General features: G+C 70.6%; 16 protein-coding genes. 9 read left to right on the plus strand and 7 right to left on the minus strand.

Going from position 1 to position 16,304, the window contains the following annotated elements:
- Positions 1-51 precede the first annotated feature (51 nt).
- The 4 genes from ABT112_RS05310 to ABT112_RS05325 all read right to left on the minus strand — a co-directional run bounded on the left by ABT112_RS05310 (position 52) and on the right by ABT112_RS05325 (position 3,490).
- On the minus strand, positions 52-894 hold the full coding sequence (locus ABT112_RS05310; RefSeq protein WP_351505763.1) for a nitrilase-related carbon-nitrogen hydrolase: 843 nt from the start codon (positions 892-894) through the stop codon (positions 52-54).
- 203 nt (positions 895-1,097) lie between these two features.
- Positions 1,098-2,537 (minus strand): hypothetical protein, encoded by a 1,440-nt coding sequence (locus tag ABT112_RS05315; protein ID WP_351505765.1) that lies wholly within the window; start codon positions 2,535-2,537, stop codon positions 1,098-1,100.
- A gap of 286 nt (positions 2,538-2,823) precedes the next feature.
- Positions 2,824-3,204, minus strand: coding sequence for a PPOX class F420-dependent oxidoreductase (locus tag ABT112_RS05320; RefSeq protein WP_351505768.1), 381 nt, complete (start codon positions 3,202-3,204; stop codon positions 2,824-2,826).
- 28 nt (positions 3,205-3,232) lie between these two features.
- Positions 3,233-3,490 (minus strand): helix-turn-helix domain-containing protein, encoded by a 258-nt coding sequence (locus ABT112_RS05325; RefSeq protein WP_351505770.1) that lies wholly within the window; start codon positions 3,488-3,490, stop codon positions 3,233-3,235.
- Positions 3,491-3,539: 49 nt separating this feature from the next.
- Here ABT112_RS05325 and map point away from each other — a divergent pair, with 49 nt between their 5' ends.
- Positions 3,540-4,307, plus strand: a complete 768-nt coding sequence (map, locus tag ABT112_RS05330) for a type I methionyl aminopeptidase (protein ID WP_351505773.1) — start codon at positions 3,540-3,542, stop codon at positions 4,305-4,307.
- Between the two features lie 24 nt (positions 4,308-4,331).
- On the opposite strand, the gene ABT112_RS05335 is transcribed toward map, so the two are convergent.
- Both ABT112_RS05335 and ABT112_RS05340 read right to left on the minus strand, forming a co-directional pair.
- A complete protein-coding gene (locus ABT112_RS05335; protein WP_351505775.1) occupies positions 4,332-5,060 on the minus strand; it encodes a 5-formyltetrahydrofolate cyclo-ligase in 729 nt (242 codons plus the stop codon).
- Positions 5,061-5,078: 18 nt separating this feature from the next.
- Positions 5,079-6,245, minus strand: a complete 1,167-nt coding sequence (locus tag ABT112_RS05340) for an NsdA family TPR-like regulatory protein (RefSeq protein ID WP_351505777.1) — start codon at positions 6,243-6,245, stop codon at positions 5,079-5,081.
- Positions 6,246-6,423: 178 nt separating this feature from the next.
- Between ABT112_RS05340 and ABT112_RS05345 the strand changes: the two genes are divergently transcribed.
- The 5 genes from ABT112_RS05345 (at position 6,424) to ABT112_RS05365 (ending at position 10,191) form a co-directional block, all read left to right on the plus strand.
- Complete coding sequence (locus ABT112_RS05345) at positions 6,424-6,957, plus strand: ATP-binding protein (RefSeq protein ID WP_351505779.1); 534 nt, start codon at positions 6,424-6,426, stop codon at positions 6,955-6,957.
- 133 nt (positions 6,958-7,090) lie between these two features.
- Entirely contained in the window at positions 7,091-7,234 is a 144-nt protein-coding gene (locus ABT112_RS05350; protein ID WP_351505780.1) for a hypothetical protein, read from the plus strand.
- Between the two features lie 14 nt (positions 7,235-7,248).
- A complete protein-coding gene (locus ABT112_RS05355) occupies positions 7,249-8,433 on the plus strand; it encodes a cupin domain-containing protein (protein WP_351505783.1) in 1,185 nt (394 codons plus the stop codon).
- Complete coding sequence (locus ABT112_RS05360) at positions 8,430-9,326, plus strand: aldo/keto reductase (protein WP_351505785.1); 897 nt, start codon at positions 8,430-8,432, stop codon at positions 9,324-9,326. The genes ABT112_RS05355 and ABT112_RS05360 overlap by 4 nt, the downstream gene beginning before the upstream one ends.
- Before the next feature lie 178 nt (positions 9,327-9,504).
- Positions 9,505-10,191, plus strand: a complete 687-nt coding sequence (locus ABT112_RS05365) for a hypothetical protein (protein WP_351505788.1) — start codon at positions 9,505-9,507, stop codon at positions 10,189-10,191.
- 149 nt (positions 10,192-10,340) lie between these two features.
- Here ABT112_RS05365 and ggt read toward each other — a convergent pair whose 3' ends face one another.
- Complete coding sequence (gene ggt, locus ABT112_RS05370; RefSeq protein WP_502975244.1) at positions 10,341-12,218, minus strand: gamma-glutamyltransferase; 1,878 nt, start codon at positions 12,216-12,218, stop codon at positions 10,341-10,343.
- Positions 12,219-12,474: 256 nt separating this feature from the next.
- Here ggt and ABT112_RS05375 point away from each other — a divergent pair, with 256 nt between their 5' ends.
- The 3 genes from ABT112_RS05375 to ABT112_RS05385 all read left to right on the plus strand — a co-directional run bounded on the left by ABT112_RS05375 (position 12,475) and on the right by ABT112_RS05385 (position 16,232).
- Positions 12,475-13,230, plus strand: a complete 756-nt coding sequence (locus ABT112_RS05375) for a hypothetical protein (RefSeq protein WP_351505790.1) — start codon at positions 12,475-12,477, stop codon at positions 13,228-13,230.
- 134 nt (positions 13,231-13,364) lie between these two features.
- Complete coding sequence (locus ABT112_RS05380) at positions 13,365-15,008, plus strand: CocE/NonD family hydrolase (RefSeq protein WP_351505792.1); 1,644 nt, start codon at positions 13,365-13,367, stop codon at positions 15,006-15,008.
- 336 nt (positions 15,009-15,344) lie between these two features.
- Positions 15,345-16,232: an aminoglycoside phosphotransferase family protein gene (locus ABT112_RS05385; protein WP_351505795.1), complete on the plus strand. Its 888-nt coding sequence runs from the start codon at positions 15,345-15,347 to the stop codon at positions 16,230-16,232.
- The last annotated feature ends 72 nt before the right edge of the window (positions 16,233-16,304 follow it).

The raw sequence follows: 16,304 nt of genomic DNA on the forward strand, positions 1-16,304 counted from the left end.
ACCGGTGGCGGCCCAGCAGCGCCTGGTGCGGGGAGGAGGGAGGTCCGGCGGTCACGGCTGCACCAGCCCCTCGTACGCGTCGGGGCGGCGGTCGCGGTAGAAGGCCCACTGCTGCCGGACCTCGTCGATCAGGCCGAAGTCGAGGTCCCGGACGACGAGTTCCTCCTCCTTGTCGCTGGCGGTGTCGCCGACGAACTGGCCGCGCGGGTCGACGAAGTAGCTCGTGCCGTAGAAGTCGTTGTCGCCGTACTCCTCCTGCCCGACCCGGTTGATCGCGGCGATGAAGTACTCGTTGGCGACGGCGGCGGCGGGCTGTTCGAGCTGCCAGAGGTAGGCGGAGAGACCGCGGGAGGTGGCGGACGGGTTGTAGACGAGCTGGGCGCCGTTCAGGCCGAGCTGCCGCCAGCCCTCGGGGAAGTGGCGGTCGTAGCAGATGTAGACGCCGACCTTGCCGACGGCGGTGTCGAAGACGGGCCAGCCCTGGTTGCCGGGCTTGAAGTAGTACTTCTCCCAGAAGCCCTTGACCTGGGGGATGTGGTGCTTGCGGTAGGTGCCGAGGACGCTGCCGTCGGCGTCGATGACGGCGGCGGTGTTGTAGTAGAAGCCGGACTGCTCGACCTCGAAGACGGGCACGACGATCACCATGCCCGTCTCGCGGGCGAGGGTCTGCATCCGGCGGACGGTGGGGCCGTCGGGCACCGGTTCCGCCCAGCGGTAGTGCTCGGGTTCCTGCACCTGGCAGAAGTACGGGGCGTTGAAGACCTCTTGGAAGCCGATCACCTGGGCGCCCTGCCGGGCGGCCTCGCGGGCATGCTCCTCATGCTTCGCGATCATGGACTCGGTATCGCCGGTCCAGGAGGCCTGTACCAGTGCGGCGCGGACGACATGGGCCATGAGCTGCTCCTTCACTGCGCTGTACGGGGCGGCGTCGCCCCGCTCCCCCGCGGACGTCAGAGAGCCTCTACGCACGTAGACACGAACGTAGATGGAGAACGTAAGCCCCGTCACGCACCGTGGCAAGACCATCGCCGTCCACCAGCGCAGTCGATCAAGTTTCGTACCGCAACGGGCCACATCGGACGTACCGCGACGCCCCGTCAGACGGTTTTCGGAGCGCCGGGCGCCCCCGCGATCCGGAGCGCGTGGGCGAGGTCCCGGCGGCAGTGCCGGGAGATCCGGCGGGCGGTACCGAGCAGCAGGGGGACGAGCTTCCCCGGCTCGCTCTCCGCCACGCGCACCGCCTCCTCGGGGGTCCGGGTCCGCAGCAGCGCGGTGAGCAGGACGTCGGACTCGGTCGAGCGGTCGGCGGCGAGCAGCGCGAGGGCGATCTCCGCGACCTCGGCCGGCGGGCGGGCCACGGCCTGCCGCAGCAGGGCGCCGCAGTCCGCGGTGCGGCCCGCGCCGGAGAGCGCTCCGGCCGCGGCGGCGAGGGCGGACGGCGGCAGACAGGCCGCCTCCCAGAGGAGGGTGGCGACGTCGGCGGCGAGCCCGGCGCCCTCCAGCGCGGCGAACAGCGACGGCAACTGCTCGGGAGGCCCGGCCGCGGCCTCGCACAGGACGACGTACGCCGCGCCGCCGCTGCCCGCGGCACGGAGGGCGGCGAGCCGGACCACGGTCTCGCTGGTGGAACGCGCGGCTGCCGTGGCGGCGTCCAGGGGGGAACGGGAGGCTCCGGCAGCCTCGGGGCCGCTGTCCGCGGCGGGCTCCGGGGCGCGTGCGGCGGGTTCCGGCCCCTCCGCGGGCACGGCCGGCTCGACCAGCCCCGCGAACCGCGCGCCCCGCAAGGGCCCGCCCGCGCTCGCGCCCGCACCCGGTCTCTCCACCGCACCCGGTCTCTCGACGCGGCCCGGGTCCCGGGCCGGGTCCGCGCCGCGCTCCGGCCCACCGGCCCCAGCCGGGCCGGCTGCCGCGGGACCGGGGCCCGTCCCTTCCGGCCCGCCGAACCCGTGGTGCTCCAGGAACCCGGGGTACCCGGCGTCCTCATGGCCCGTCCCGAAGCCCAGCGGCCCCTCGCCCGGCGGATGGATGGCCTCGTCCAGCACCGCGAGCCGGCTGCGCAGCTCCGCGCAGCGGGCGGCGGCCCGTTCGTGGTCGTCCCGGGCCCAGGCGAGATCCGTGGCCAGCCCGTCGCCGTCGGACGGGGAGCCGCCGCGCGCCGTGAGCTCGTCGGCCAACTCCCGCTCGCGGGCCCCGGCGTACTGCTGCTCCCGGCTCATCACGTCCAACCGGTCGAGCAGCGCGTCCCGGCCGCCCTCCCGGCGGTCGTGCGCGGCGACCGACGCGCGGTGCAGCCGCTCGGCCAGCGGGCGCTGCTGCTCGGCGGACATCTCGCCGTGCCGGACGGCGAGGTCCTGGAGGAGGGCGTCGACCACGTCCCAGGGCAGCACCTCGGAGCCGGCCAGACAGGCCCGCACCCCCTCGGGGTCGCGCTGGGCGAAGACTCCGTACCAGCCGGTTTCCGGATCCAGCGCGTCCAGGAGTCGGCGCAGATAGTCCGCGAACTCGGCCACGGGGTCGGGGAGTTGTCTGTCCCGCATTGCCTGCCCCTCCTCCCCGGGCCGACGACGGCCACGAGGTCTGCCGGCATTCGACACCCGCCACGTCAGGCGAGAGTGACAGGCATGCTACGGACAGTTTTCGTGCAGCGCACGGGGGTCCGCAGAACCCGTGACGTCGGAACGTACGGGCGATGGCCGTGGGGGCTGAGGTGCGGGCGGCGCCGGGCGCGGCGGGACACCGGCCGCAGGCCCCTCGGAGCACGACGGCGATCGCCGTGCGGAGCGGCCTCCGGGAGGTGACGGCGCGACGCCCGGAGGGCCGGCCTCAGAACGTGATGGCGATGGCCGTGTGCGGCCGCTTGCCGAGACGGACGAGCGCCCCTCCGCCGTCGACGAACCGGAAGCGCCAGCCGTACTTGCGCGCGAGCAGCTTGCGGACCCGGCGCAGGCCCGCGGCGTCGAGGAGCCTCGCCTCGCCCTCCGCATACGGCGCGCCCTCCGGGACCCGGCCGCGCACATCGCAGACGGTGACCCGCACCCGCCCGCTGTTGCGGATGCGCTTCACCTTTCCGGAATCGCTGCGGGTCCAGACGAAGAGCTCACCGCCGTCCGCCACCGCCCAGACGGGGGCGGGGACGGGAGTGCCGTTCCGCCGGTGGGTGACGAGGCTGACGTAGGGGCTGCGGCCCAGTTCTTCCGGGGTCATGGGACCACTCTCCCCCATCGCTCCCCCGTCACCCGGGGGCGGCCACCGGCACACACCGCCCCATCAGCTCGTCCAGGGAGAGGCCGAGGGCGCCGGCCAGCGCGGCGACGGTGAAGAACGCGGGGGTCGGAGCCCGCCCCGTCTCGATCTTGCGGAGGGTCTCCGCGGAGAGCCCGGCCGCCGCGGCGACCTGCACCATGCTGCGCTCGCCGCGGGCCTCGCGCAGCAACGCGCCGAGCCGTTCACCGCGTTCGCGCTCTTCGGGAGTGAGAGGGGTACGGACCATGACCGTGATACTAATACCGGTATAAGAATTGGAGCAAGGAGGCCGACCCATGGTGGAGATCAAGACGGACACGGCGCTGGACGCCATGCGCGCGACCGGGCGCGTGGTGGCGGAGGCGCTGGACGCGGTGCGGGGCGCCGCGGAGGTCGGGGTGTCCCCCCGGGAACTGGACGAGGTCGCCCGCGGGGTGCTGCGCGACGCGGGTGCGAGCTCCCCGTTCCTCGGCTACCGCCCGCACTTCGCCCCGACGCCCTTTCCCGCCGTCGTGTGCATCTCCGTCAACGACGCGATCGTGCACGGCATCCCGTCCGACCAGCGGTTGCGCGACGGCGACCTGGTGAGCGTGGACTGCGGGGCGGTCGTGGACGGCTGGGCGGGCGACGCGGCGGTCAGCTTCACCGTCGGCACCCCGCGCCCGGACGACCTGCGGCTGATCGCCACGGCGGAGGCGGCCCTGGAGGCCGGCATCGCGGCGGCCGTCCCCGGCGCCCGGATCGGCGACATCTCCCATGCCGTCGGCCGGGTCTGCCGTGACGCGGGCTACGGCATCATGGCCGACTACGGCGGCCACGGCATCGGGCGCCGGATGCACGAGGACCCGCCCGTCCCCAACGAGGGCCGCCCCGGCCGCGGAATGCCGCTGCGGCACGGCATGGTGCTGGCGATCGAACCGATGCTCCTGGCCGGCGGCCTCGACGACTACCGCACCGGCGCCGACGGCTGGACCCTGCTGACCACGGACGGCTCACGAGCGGCCCACGCGGAACACACGGTCGCCATCACGGACGACGGGCCGCGGGTGCTCACTGCGCTGTGAGCCGACGTTCCGGAGCCTGCGCCCTCATCGACCGAGGTGCCGTGCCGCGAGCGCGGGAATCGCGGCGATCCGCTCCGGCGTGAGGTCCGCCCAATGGATACCGGACGGACGGTGCGGGTTCGGGCAGACGATGGTCTCGTCCGGGGTGACGATGAGGTCGACGCCCACATCGTGCTCGCTGGTGGGGATCGGGTCCTCGGTCACCTGGAGCCCATGGACCGTGGTGACGACCACGGTCGCCGGGGTGACCAGACCGGCCTCGGTGAGCAGGGCGAATTCGATGTCCGAGTACCCGGCGCCCTTGCCGATACGGGCGCCGTCCCGGTCGACGGCGACGCTGCCGAGGACGATCAGGTCCAGCGGCCGGAGGGCATTGACCTCGACGGTGGGGGCGATGACGGCGGCGGTCCGGCTGACGGCAGCCTCTTGGGGCGGGACGGTGAGCACGGCCGGGTCGAGAAGGTAGAAGGGTTCGCGGGTGGCGAGTTTCGGCACGGCCATGTAGACGGTCCTCCCCTCCTCCAGTGCCCGCGCACGCACCGGAAGCTGGGCCTTGTCCGGGACGGCCTTGATGGTGCCGGCGCGCTGCCAAGCGGGCAGCGCTGCCAGACGGGCAGCGGCCTCCTCGGCACCCTTGAAGTTCGGGATGCGGCCGTGCACGGAGGCATCGTGGACCGCATCGGCGGCGGTGAGAACGTCCCATACCCGGGTGCGTGCGGCTTGTTTTGTCTGGTTCAGCGAGGTTGCTGCCACCGGCGTCTCCTTCTCTTTCTACGCCACTGTCATCAGAGCCAGTAAGCGGTCGTGCACCTCGACGACGAAGGGTTCCTGCCGCCAGGGAAGCAGTTCGCGTGCGGCTCCGAAGACGACATTCATGCCTCCACCCCCGCGTGTGGCCTCCAACTCGGTGATGGCCTCAGCGAGGCTGACCACCGCTGCTTCGACTTCGCGTTGACGGATTCGGGCGAGCGTAAGGTTCCCCAGCACGATCGCGCGCGACTTTCGCCTGTCTCGGAGTTTCTCCGCCGTACCAGTCAGCAGGGTCTGTGCACGCTGATGGTCCCCAAGGGACAGATAGCAGGAACCGGCAATGCGACCGAACTGTGTCGGGGACACCAGGTCGGCGGCAGCATCACTTCCGTCCGCTCGGGCCAGCTGACGTTCCGCTCTGGACAAGGCCCTCTCGCAGTCGGCACTGGACCGGAGCATCGCGTGGGCCTCGGCGACGTGCAGGAGCGCCAGTCCGGACAGTGCGGGGCTCGTCGGCGCGGCCTTCTCAGCTGCAGACTCGGCGAGCGCGAGTCCGGCGCGTGTGTCACGGGCGCCGTACAGGGCGACGTAGCAGGTGCGTAGCAAGGCGTGAGCCTCAAGAGTCGTGTCGCGCAGATATCGAGCGAGGTCGGCGCTCTGTTCGTAGTACGACTTCGCCGTGGTGTGGTCGCGCCGCTGGGATGCGTCCCAGACGAGTTGGCCCATGAGGGTGCAGGCGTCGGCGCGCAAGGCATGGAGTTCTCGTTGAACACGCCCGCGTGTGGCATCGGCGGCAAGGTGGGCGATGCGGTTCAGGTGCCCCGCGGCTTCTGCGATGAGGCCGGCGGAGGGAAATCGGTCGTAGCGCTCGGCGCACTCGCCGAAGCGGGCGCGGAGTGTCGCAACGGCGGGGAGATCGACACGGCTCGGGTGAAGCATCGCGTAGTCGAGAGCGTCCTGTCCCTGAGGCTCACCCGACGAGTGCACGGTGAGCAGATCGTTCAGACCATCTGCGTTCACGCGGAGGAGGCGGGCGAGGCGAGGCCGTAGCCAAGGTTGCGGGGTGGTTCGACCGGACTCCCAGCGGGTGACGGTGGAGCGGTCCACCCCCATGTGCTCTGCGAGAGCCTCCTGAGTGAGACCCACGGTTCGGCGACGCGCTGCCAAGCCGTTGCGGTGGTGCGCCATAGCGCGATCTCCCCGGTTCGCCTGCTTTGCAGGGGACTTGCGGCTGCGCGACTCCCCAAGTCAGGAAGGGGGATGACGCATGGTTGCCGCACTGTTGCATCCATTGTGCTCTGGGCGGCGTCGGCTGTGGGCGGTTGTGTGGAACTCCGACGCACGCAGCTAGGAAGGTTCGCCCTCCATGTCGTACCGAACACACGCTTCGAAGACATCGACCGTCCATGTCCTCTCGGACATAGCTGCCGTGCCCGCTGCCCGTCGTCGGGTGGTCTCAATTGTCCGCAGCTGGCGCCTCCCGCTTACGCAAGACATCGTAGAGACGGTCGAACTGTTGGCCGGTGAGGTAATCGCGAACTCCGTCGTTCACGTTCGGGAGGGCTGCCAGGTAACGGTGAACTGGGACGGTGCCCGTTTGAGGGTGGAGGTCGACGACCCCGGACGGAGCCATATCCCATTGCCAGTGTCGTCCGACCTGGAGGCAGAGAGCGGGCGCGGGTTGCAGTTGGTTGCCATGCTTGCGCAAGCGTGGGGCTGGCGGTCGACCTTGAATGGCAACTCCGTCTGGTTCGAGATCGGCACCTGTTCACCTCCACAGGATCAGGCGTCGCCCGCTCCGGATGAGAACGAGTACTCATTCGGACCGGCATTCCAACGCTTGTTCGCTTCGAGTCCAAGAGATAGTCCGCTAGTCGGCTTTCCCCGACAGACTGCCTGACCCCGGAGAACGCATTCCGGAGTCAGGTAATGGTGCTCCTTGCCGGGCCGCAACAGGCCTTCTACGCGGGGAACACCCCAGTCCCGAGGGCGGGCAACCTGCGCGCTCTCGCAGATAAAGAAGGAGAACAGATATGTCCCAGCAAAACTTGACCGCCACCAGCAGTCAGGAGGGTGACGGCCTGCTGGTCGCTCGTCGCCGGATCGCTGCCGCGCGTTCGCGGGCCGAGCAGCCCTCGGACGGCGGTTCAACCGGCCGCTCCGACGGCAACGACTGAGAAAGGCGCCACCGATGACCACCGTTGTACCTCCGGTGGTCGCGCACCTGGGCGAGGACTTCCTCGCCCAGGTGTACGGCCGCGCGTACCGCCACTTCCCTGGCGAGCCCGGCCGCTTCGGCGGCCTGCTCGACTGGAGCGACCTGAACACCCTGCTCACCCATCACCGCCTCGAACCACCGCGCCTACGCCTGTCTGTAGACGGCGAGGCTCTGCCCCAACACGCCTACACCGTGCCTGTCACCACCCGTCGAAACACCGTGTGGCAGCAGCTCAAGCCCGCTGAACTGCACCGGCACCTCGCAGAGGGCGCCACCCTTGTCCTCGACGCCGTCGATGAACTGCACCCGGGCATCGGCCGCCTCGCCCAGGCGCTGGAGCGACACCTGCACACCGGCATCCAAGTCAACGCCTACGCCTCCTGGACTCCCAAGGAGGGGTTCGGGGTGCACTGGGACGATCACGACGTACTCGTTCTCCAGATCGACGGCGCCAAGCGATGGCGCATCTACGGACCCACCCGGCAGGCCCCACTCCACCGCGACACGGACGTTCCTGAACCACCGCCGAACGAGCCGATCATCGAACTGGTACTGAACGCGGGGGACATGCTGTACCTTCCGCGCGGTTGGTGGCACGCGGTGGCAGCATCGGAAGGGGTCCATTCTCTCCACCTCACCTGCGGCATGCAGACCGCGACCGGCGCCGATCTCCTCCGTTGGCTCTCCGAGGACTTACGTCGAGAGCTTTGTGTGCGCAGCGACCTGCCCCGCTTCGGGACCGAGGAGGAGAAGGCCGACCTCATGCGGTCGCTGCGTGATCTCGTCATGAAGGAGTTCGGCGACAGCGACCTCTTGGACCGCTTCTTCGCCGTACGAGACGCCACCGAGCGGGCCCGCCTCGTCCCCTCTCTGCCCTACGTGGAGGGCATCCCGCCCGACCCCAGCCTCACTGTGCGCCTGGTGACCGCTCGGGCTCTTATCGGCAGCGACGAGGAGGGCAATACGGTCCTGACTGCGGGCGGTGAGGAGTGGACGGTCTCCGCCCAGGCAAGGCCGCTTCTGACCCGTCTCCTCGACGGTGAGCGTCATCGCTTGGACTCCCTCGCCGAAGATGCCGGCCTCCGTATCGGTCAGGCGGCGCTCCTCGTGAGTGAACTGGTGGACGGCAACGTGGCAGTCGTGGAGCGGACCGGATGATCGCGAAGCTGGGGGCTGGAACATACCGTTGCCGTAGCGTGGGCAGTTCTGTGTCTGCTGCCCTGGCCGCGGGAGTGGGGTGGATCGACACGGCACCGAACTACGCTCAAGGTGCGGCCGAAGCGCACCTGCAGCTAGTGCTTGACGCGCATCCACAGGTCGGTGTGTCGACCAAGGTCGGCTTCGTACCGCCTTCGGATCGGCAGGCAGCATACGCCGCCGGCGTCCTGCCGAGTGGCGGGAATGAGCGCCACTGCCTCAACCGCTCATATGCCGCCTGGCAGCTTGCTCGCAGCGTCGCCCGCCTCGGCCGCGCGCCGCAATTGGTCTTCGTACACAACCCGGAACACGGAGCCAGGGACCGGAAGTCCCTGCTATGGGTGCTGTCCGACGTGTTCGAGGAATTGGAGAGCGCGGCAGACTCCGGTCTGGTCGCTGGCTATGGAGTAGCCACCTGGTCGGGGCTGTCGAGCGGGCTGTTCACTGTCTCCGAACTCACCGAAGTGGCAGTGAAAGTAGGAGGTCCGCAACACCGCTTGCGAGCTGTGCAGTTTCCGCTCTCTCTCGTCCATCTCAGTGTGGTGGCGGAGGCACTCGACGGTCGTGGTTCTCTGTGTGAGGCACAGGAGGCAGGACTCGACGTCTTCGCATCCGCGCCATTCGGTGGCGGCGCACTGATCGAACTGATGACTACGGAGTTGGTGAGGCTGATCGCCCCCTCGGCATCTGCGGCCCAAGCCGCGCTGATGGTCGCTCTGTCAGCACCTCATGTGTCACGCGTTCTAGTTTCAGCGAGCAGCCCGGCACATTGGGCCGACGCCGTGAGCGCCGCTGCCCGGGCGCCCCTCTCCCCCAGCCACTTGCGAAAGGTGATCGATGTTCTCGGAACCTGACGATCCCGAGTTGGTAGCCCGTATGCGCACGGCACACGCCATGGCAAGCAGAGTCCTAGCGACGGCAACTGACATCACTGGCCAGCCGGGCGAGGCATGGGGATGGCAAGGACGGACTCTGGGAAAGCCCGTCACCGGACCCTACGGGCCAGGATGGCTGCGTGTCGTCCATGGTCCGGTGAAGAACGTCGGTGGGAAGCTGTGGACCGGTCCCGAGGACGCCGAACGGGCCCTGCCACGAGCCATCCCCCGCCCCCCACTGCATCTCGTACGGGAGTGGGTGGAGGCGGACAACGCATACCGAGCCGAGCTGTACGGACGCGCCGCCAGCAAAACGATCGCCTCCGCCACAGCGCTCGCGACGGCGCCGCAGCTCACCACTACATGGTGGGCGGACCTGCGCACGGCGCTTGGCGAACTCTCCTCCGTACGGACCGAGCGCGTAGCCGTGCGTCAGGCGTACCTGGACCGAGCCATGCCGAAGTATCTCTCCTTCGTCGGCCTGGACGTGCCGACCGTGCCAAGCGCCTGGTCCACCGCACACGGCGACCTCCACTGGGCCAACCTCACCGGCCCGTGCCTCAGCATCCTCGACTGGGAGGGGTGGGGCCTCGCGCCAACCGGATACGACGCCGCGCTCCTGCACGCGTACAGCCTCGCAGCCCCCGAGACCGCCGCCCGCGTACGGCAGGAGTTGGCGGAGACTCTGGACACCGATGCGGGGCGCTTCGCGGAACTCGTGGTCATCACCGAACTCCTCCAGAGTGCAGAGCGTGGGGACAACCTCCTACTGGTTCCGGCGCTGCGACAGCGTGCTGGGGAGATCGTCCACCGGATGTCGGCAAAAAGGGCAACTCCCTCCTGAATGCGGTTCGTGGACGCCGACCTTGTGGGACACGCAATGCTGTCACCAATGAGGTGCCGCGCGCCTACGCGCGCTGCCCTGCGCGGGCGGCAGTCCGGGCATCGACCGCGAGCACCACCACGCCCGCCGACCCCTGCGACCGCGAACGCCTACCCCGCCGGACGCACCACCATCGCGGCTCCCCCGCCGCGGCGTTCCCTCTCCGCTGCCGCGAGCCAGCGGCCGTCGGGCAGGCGCTGGACGCCGGTGGCGGCGCCGATCTCCGGGTTCTGCTTGAACCGGTGGCCCAGTGCTTCGAGCCGGCCGCGCACCGGGCTGGTCCAGAGGCCCGGTTCGAGTTCGGTGGTCTCCGCATTGCGCTGGCTGGCCCGGGGTGCGGCGATGGCGTCCACGAGGGGCATGCCGCGGTCCAGGTGGTTGGTCAGCGTCTGGAGCACGGTGGTGATGATCGTCGCGCCGCCCGGGGAGCCGAGGGCCAGCACCGGCCTGCCGTGGTCGAGCAGGATCGTCGGGGACATCGAGGAGCGGGGCCGCTTGCCCGGGCCGGGCAGGTTCGGGTCGTGGACTGCCGGGTTCGCGGGCGCGAACGAGAAGTCGGTGAGCTCGTTGTTGAGCAGGAAGCCGCGGCCGGGCACGGTGATGCCGCTGCCGCCGGTCTGCTCGATGGTGAGGGTGTAGGCGACGACGTTGCCCCACTTGTCGGCGACCGTCAGATGCGTGGTGTTCTCCCCTTCGTAGGTGGTCGGGGCGGCGGTGCCGCGGCTGTCGCAGCCGCGGCCGGGGTGGCGCGGGTCGCCGGGGGCGACCGGGCTCGTCAGGGCCGCGTCCTCCTTGATCAGGCAGGCGCGCGAGTCGGCGTAGCGCTGGGAGAGCAGCTGCCGGGCCGGCACGTCCTCGAAGGCCGGGTCGCCGACCCAGCGGCCGCGGTCGGCGAACGCGATCCGGCTGGCCTCGATGTAGCGGTGGAGATAGTCCCGTTCGCCGAGCCGGGAGACATCGGTGCGCTCCAGCATGTTGAGCGCCTCGCCGACGGTGGTCCCGCCGGACGAGGAGGGCGCCATGCCGTAGACGTCGAGCCCGCGGTAGGCAGTGCGGCTGGGCGCCTGGCGCTTGGGTGCGTACGACCGGAGGTCGGCGGCCGTCAGGCCGCCGGGCCGGACCACGCGGCCGGCACCCGGGGCGACAGGAGGCTTGCGGACGGTCCGGACGATGTCGCGGGCCGCCGCTCCCCGGTAGAACGGGCCGATTCCCTCTGCGCGCAGGCCGGCGTAGGTGCGGGCCAAGTCCTTGTTGGTGAAGGTCGAGCCGATCTCCGGGAGTTTCCCGCCGGGCAGGAAGAGTTCGGCGCTGGCCGGGAAGTCCCGGAAGCGGGCCTCGTTGTCCGCGGTCTGCTGCCGGAAGGTCCGGTCGACCGTGAAGCCGTCGCGGGCGAGCCGTTCCGCCGGTTTCAGCACCTGGCCGAGGGATCTGCTGCCCCAGGCCTTCAGCGCCGCGTCCCAGGTGGCGGGGGTGCCCGGGGTGCCGACGCCGAGGCCGCTGGTGACGGCCTCGGCGAACGGGACCGGCTTGCCGTCCTCCAGGAAGAGGTCCTTCCCCGCGCTGCGGGGGGCGGTTTCGCGGCCGTCGATGGTCTGCACCGTGCGGCGCTTCGCGTCGTAGTGGACGAAGAACCCGCCGCCGCCGACCCCGGCCGAGTAGGGCTCGGTGACGCCCAGCGCGGCTGCGGTCGCCACGGCGGCGTCGACCGCGTTTCCGCCCTTCCTCAGCACCTCGATTCCGGCCGCCGAGGCATCCGGGTCGACGCTGGAGACGGCGCCTCCGTGGCCCACCGCGACGGGCGACTTGGGCGGGGCCGCGGCAGGCCCGGCCCGGTGCCCGGAGCCCCCGGGGGCGGTGTCCGGCGGCCCCGGCGGAGCGGCGGCGGTGACGGAGAGGACGGCCGCGGCGGCGGCGAGCAGGGACACGGTCCGTACGGCGGCCGGTGCGGGGCGCGCGGTGGGGCCGGTACGACGGGAGCGACGCAGCATCCATAACCTCCACGGGGCAACGGTGTCCGGCAGCCTAACTTCGCCGGGGGGAGGCCGGAAGCCCGTTCCGGGACAGGAAACCGGGGCCCGCGCGCGGGAGTCGTCGGCACGGCGAGCCGTCGGGCCGACGGGCCGTCCGGCGCACCGTGCGCGGCAGTCGCCGATCCGCGACCGGGTGTGGTCCGCGGCTCCCCGAAGCCGACCCCTCGAAGCCGACACCCGACACCGCTCCCCCGCCCCGCTACGATCCCCCGCCATGAACGACGACCTGCGCAATATCGTCCTCGGAGTCATAGCCACCGGCGTCGCCGCGGCGATCGGCTGGTGCACCCGTACCTACCTGTGGCGGCGCACGCTCCGCCGCAAGCAGCGGTTCTTCGGGCTTCCGGACCACGCGGAATGCCTGCTGGTGGTGAACCGCAAGGCGGGCGGGGACTGGAGTGTCGCCCGGCGCGACGTCTTCGCCCTGCTGGAACTCTCCGCCCTCATCAAGGAGTGCGGCGCCCACATGCAGGTGGTCGCGCACGACGCCGTGCAGGAGGGCTTCGGGGAGCGCACCGAATTCTGCATCGGCGGCCCGGTGTCGAACCAGCGGATGGCCGCGCACCTGCGGACGCTGCTGCCGGGAGTGCGGGTGAACACCGACGACGCGCCGGGCCCGGAGCGCGGCGCGTTCACCATCGGGAACGAGCAGTACCGCCTCGTCTCCGGAGCGGTCGAGCATGTGCTGCTGGCGCGGGTGGCCGCCGGAGAGGACCGGCGTCCGCTCTTCCTCGCCTGCGGTCAGCACTCCAACGCCAACCATGCCGCCGCCCGCTATCTCGCCCGGCACCACACCGCGTTGGCCCGCAAGCACGGCAGCGGAACGTTCTGCCTGCTGCTGAAGGTGGTCAACTCCGAGGCATACGGCCCGGATGTGGTCGAGCTGGTCGCCGATGTCACCCGGGCCGCGACCACACCGGCTCCGACGTCGGCGTCTGGCACACCGCAACCGGGTGACGCCGCCGGGTAATCAAGATGTCAACGATCGTTACTCTCACGTAACTTGCGGGACCATTACCGACGGTAAGGCTCTGGGGTTACCGTCGGGTCACTTGGCAGGCGCGCGTCGGCGACGAGGCCGGCGGCAACGGGAGGAGCTCCGCCATGGGACACCCGCGCACGGCATTCCGCACCTCGGCGGTGGGCGCCGTCTCGGCAGCCGTACTCGCCGGAACGGCCTTCGCCCCGGCCACCGCCGCCCCGCCGGCCCCGGCCGCGGCCCGTGCGGCGCCCGCCGGTACGGCGCCCCCCGGTAACGCGCCCGCCCGTACGGCGTCCGCGCAGGGCCTGCCGGAGGTCAGGTTCGTCGACATCAAGGGCGACGGCGGCACGGTCCTCAAGGCCAACGTGGTCACCCCGCCCGGCGCGGACGGCAAGCAGCGCCATCCCGTGATCGTCCTCCCCACCAGCTGGGGCATGCCGCAGGTGGAGTACCTGGCGCAGGCGAAGAAGCTCGCCGACTCCGGCTACGTCGTGGTCAGTTACAACGTGCGCGGCTTCTGGCAGTCCGGCGGGAACATCGAGGTGGCCGGTCCGCAGGACATCGCCGACGCCTCCAAGGTCATCGACTGGGCCCTGGCCAACACCCCGGCGGACCCCGACCGGATCGGCATGGCCGGAGTGTCCTACGGCGCGGGCATCACCCTGCTCGCCTCCGGTTTCGACAAGCGCATCAAGGCCGTGGCCGCGATGAGCGGCTGGGCCGACCTCACCGACTCCATCTACAGCGAGCGCACCCAGCACCTCCAGGCCAGCGGGCTGCTCTCCGGGCTCGGCAAGGTGACCGGCAGGCCCAGCCCCGAATTCGAGCGCGTCACCGAGGACTTCCTCGCCTCCCGGCTGGACAAGGAGGACGAGCTGCTGGCCTGGGGCCGGAAGCGCTCCCCCGCGACCTACCTCGACCGCATCAACGACAACGGCGCGGCGATCATGATGGGGAACGCCTGGGGCGACAGCATCTTCCCGCCCAACCAGTACGCCGACTTCTACGAGAAGCTCACCGGCCCCAAGCGCCTGGAGTTCCGCCCCGGCGACCACGCCACCGCGGAGGGACTGGGCCTGCTCGGCCTGCCCAACGACACCTGGACGAACACCCGGCGCTGGTTCGACCACCACCTCCGGGGCGAGGACAACGGCATCGACAAGGAGCAGCCCGTCCAGCTCAAGTCCCGTTCCTCCGAGGGGTACGAGGGCTACCCGAGCTGGAAGGCCGTGCCGTCCACGACCCGGCGGATCCCGCTGGAGGGCGACAAGCGGATCTTCGCGAACGTCGACTCCGGCGCCAACGGCGGCATCGCCATCCTGTCGAACGCCCTGGAGCAGTTCCTCAAGATCCCGCCGATGGCCTCGGTGCCGCTGCTGCCGCGCGCCTTCGCGTCCGTCTGGCAGTCCGAGCGGTACGACACCACGCAGAGGATCCGGGGCACCGCGAAGCTGCACACCACGGTGACCAGCACGCACGAGAGCGGCACCGCCGTGGCCTACCTCTACGACGTGGGTCCGCTCGGCATGGGCAAGCTGGTCAGCCACGCCCCCTTCACCTTCCACGGGCGGACGCCGGGCAAGCCGTTCGGGGTGGATCTGGACCTGTTCTCCACCGCGTACGACGTGAAGGCCGGGCACAAGCTCGCGGTGGTCGTGGACACCGTGGACCCGCTCTACATCGAGCACAACCCGAGCTGGGCGAAGCTCAGCTTCTCCTCCCCGGCCGAGGACCCCTCGTACCTCGAGGTGCCGCTGCGGAAGTAGGTCCGGCGGGCGGCCGTCGGTACGAGGTTGCCCCGGTCCTGCGGCTCGAAGACCAGCGGGGCACCCCTCGCCGGTCTTGGACGGAGTCACCGCGCCGGACGTTACAGACGATCTATGACGTGTTCACCGTGTGCAGGATCGCCGCCCTCGCGGCCCAGGCCAGAATGCTCTGTCCCCGCATGGACAGCTCGGTCACGACGCCCTGGACGAGGTAGGCCGACTTACCTCCCGGCGGGCCGCGGACGACCTACGGCAGCTCGGCCGCTTCGCCTCGAAGCACCAGACGATCCAAGAGGCTTCGGGGCTGCGAGATCGGATCACCGCTACGCTTTCCGCATGAAAACTGCGGCTGCCACGCCTGCGCGCCGTGTCCTGGAACAGGCATGTTCCACAGTCGGATTGGACTCCGACGGGGCGGAACCGCTTCGTCTGGCTGAGAACCAGATATGGCGGCTACCCGGCCAGCGGGTGATCGTACGCATCTCACAGGCCGGCCAGAGCGCTGCGGCTACCCGTGAAGTGCGCGTCGCACGATGGCTCGCCCAGGAGAACGTTGCGGCTGTTCGCCTGATCGACGTGGAGCAGCCGGTCGAGGTGGGGGGCAGGCCCGCGACCTTCTGGGTGGAACTTCCGCCGCCAGAACACGGCTCCGTTGAAGACGTCGCCCAGCTACTGGCACAGCTCCACTCCTTACCCACGCCGGACATCGAGATGGGCTACCTCGATCCCTTCGTTCGGGTCGGTGAACGACTGCAGGCGGCCACCACGATCCGCGACGACGACCGAGAGTGGCTGCACGGCCTTCACCACGACCTCGCAGCGGCCTGGGCCGAGCGGCCGACTGGTCTCCCCGATCGAGCTGTGCACGGCGACGCCTGGCCCGGCAACTTCGTCCGCACGGCCGACGGAGTCCTGATGATGGATCTGGAGCGCTTCTCCGTGGGGCCTCCGGAGTGGGATCTCGTGTCCACCGCAGTACGCGCGAAGACTACGGGCGCGGTCAGCACGCGCGAGTACGACCAGTTCTGTGCGGTCTACGGGTACGACGTGACGGCGTGGGAGGGCTATCCCGTCCTCGCGCGCGCCCGAGAGCTGCGGATGGTGACGTACGCGGCCCAGCACGCAGCCAGCAACGAGGAGTGGACCAGCCGAGCGCAATACCGGATCGACTGCCTGCGTGGTCGATCGGGTCCGCGCCCGTGGTCGTGGCAGGGAATCCTCTGATGGGGGCGCTCCTGGCGCCTCACCACCGTCTGGCCAGGCCTCCGCGCGGGGTCGTCCGCCGCGCAGGGAGAC

Source organism: Streptomyces sp. NPDC002055 (genome assembly GCF_040296705.1).
In the GTDB taxonomy this organism is placed as follows: domain Bacteria; phylum Actinomycetota; class Actinomycetes; order Streptomycetales; family Streptomycetaceae; genus Streptomyces.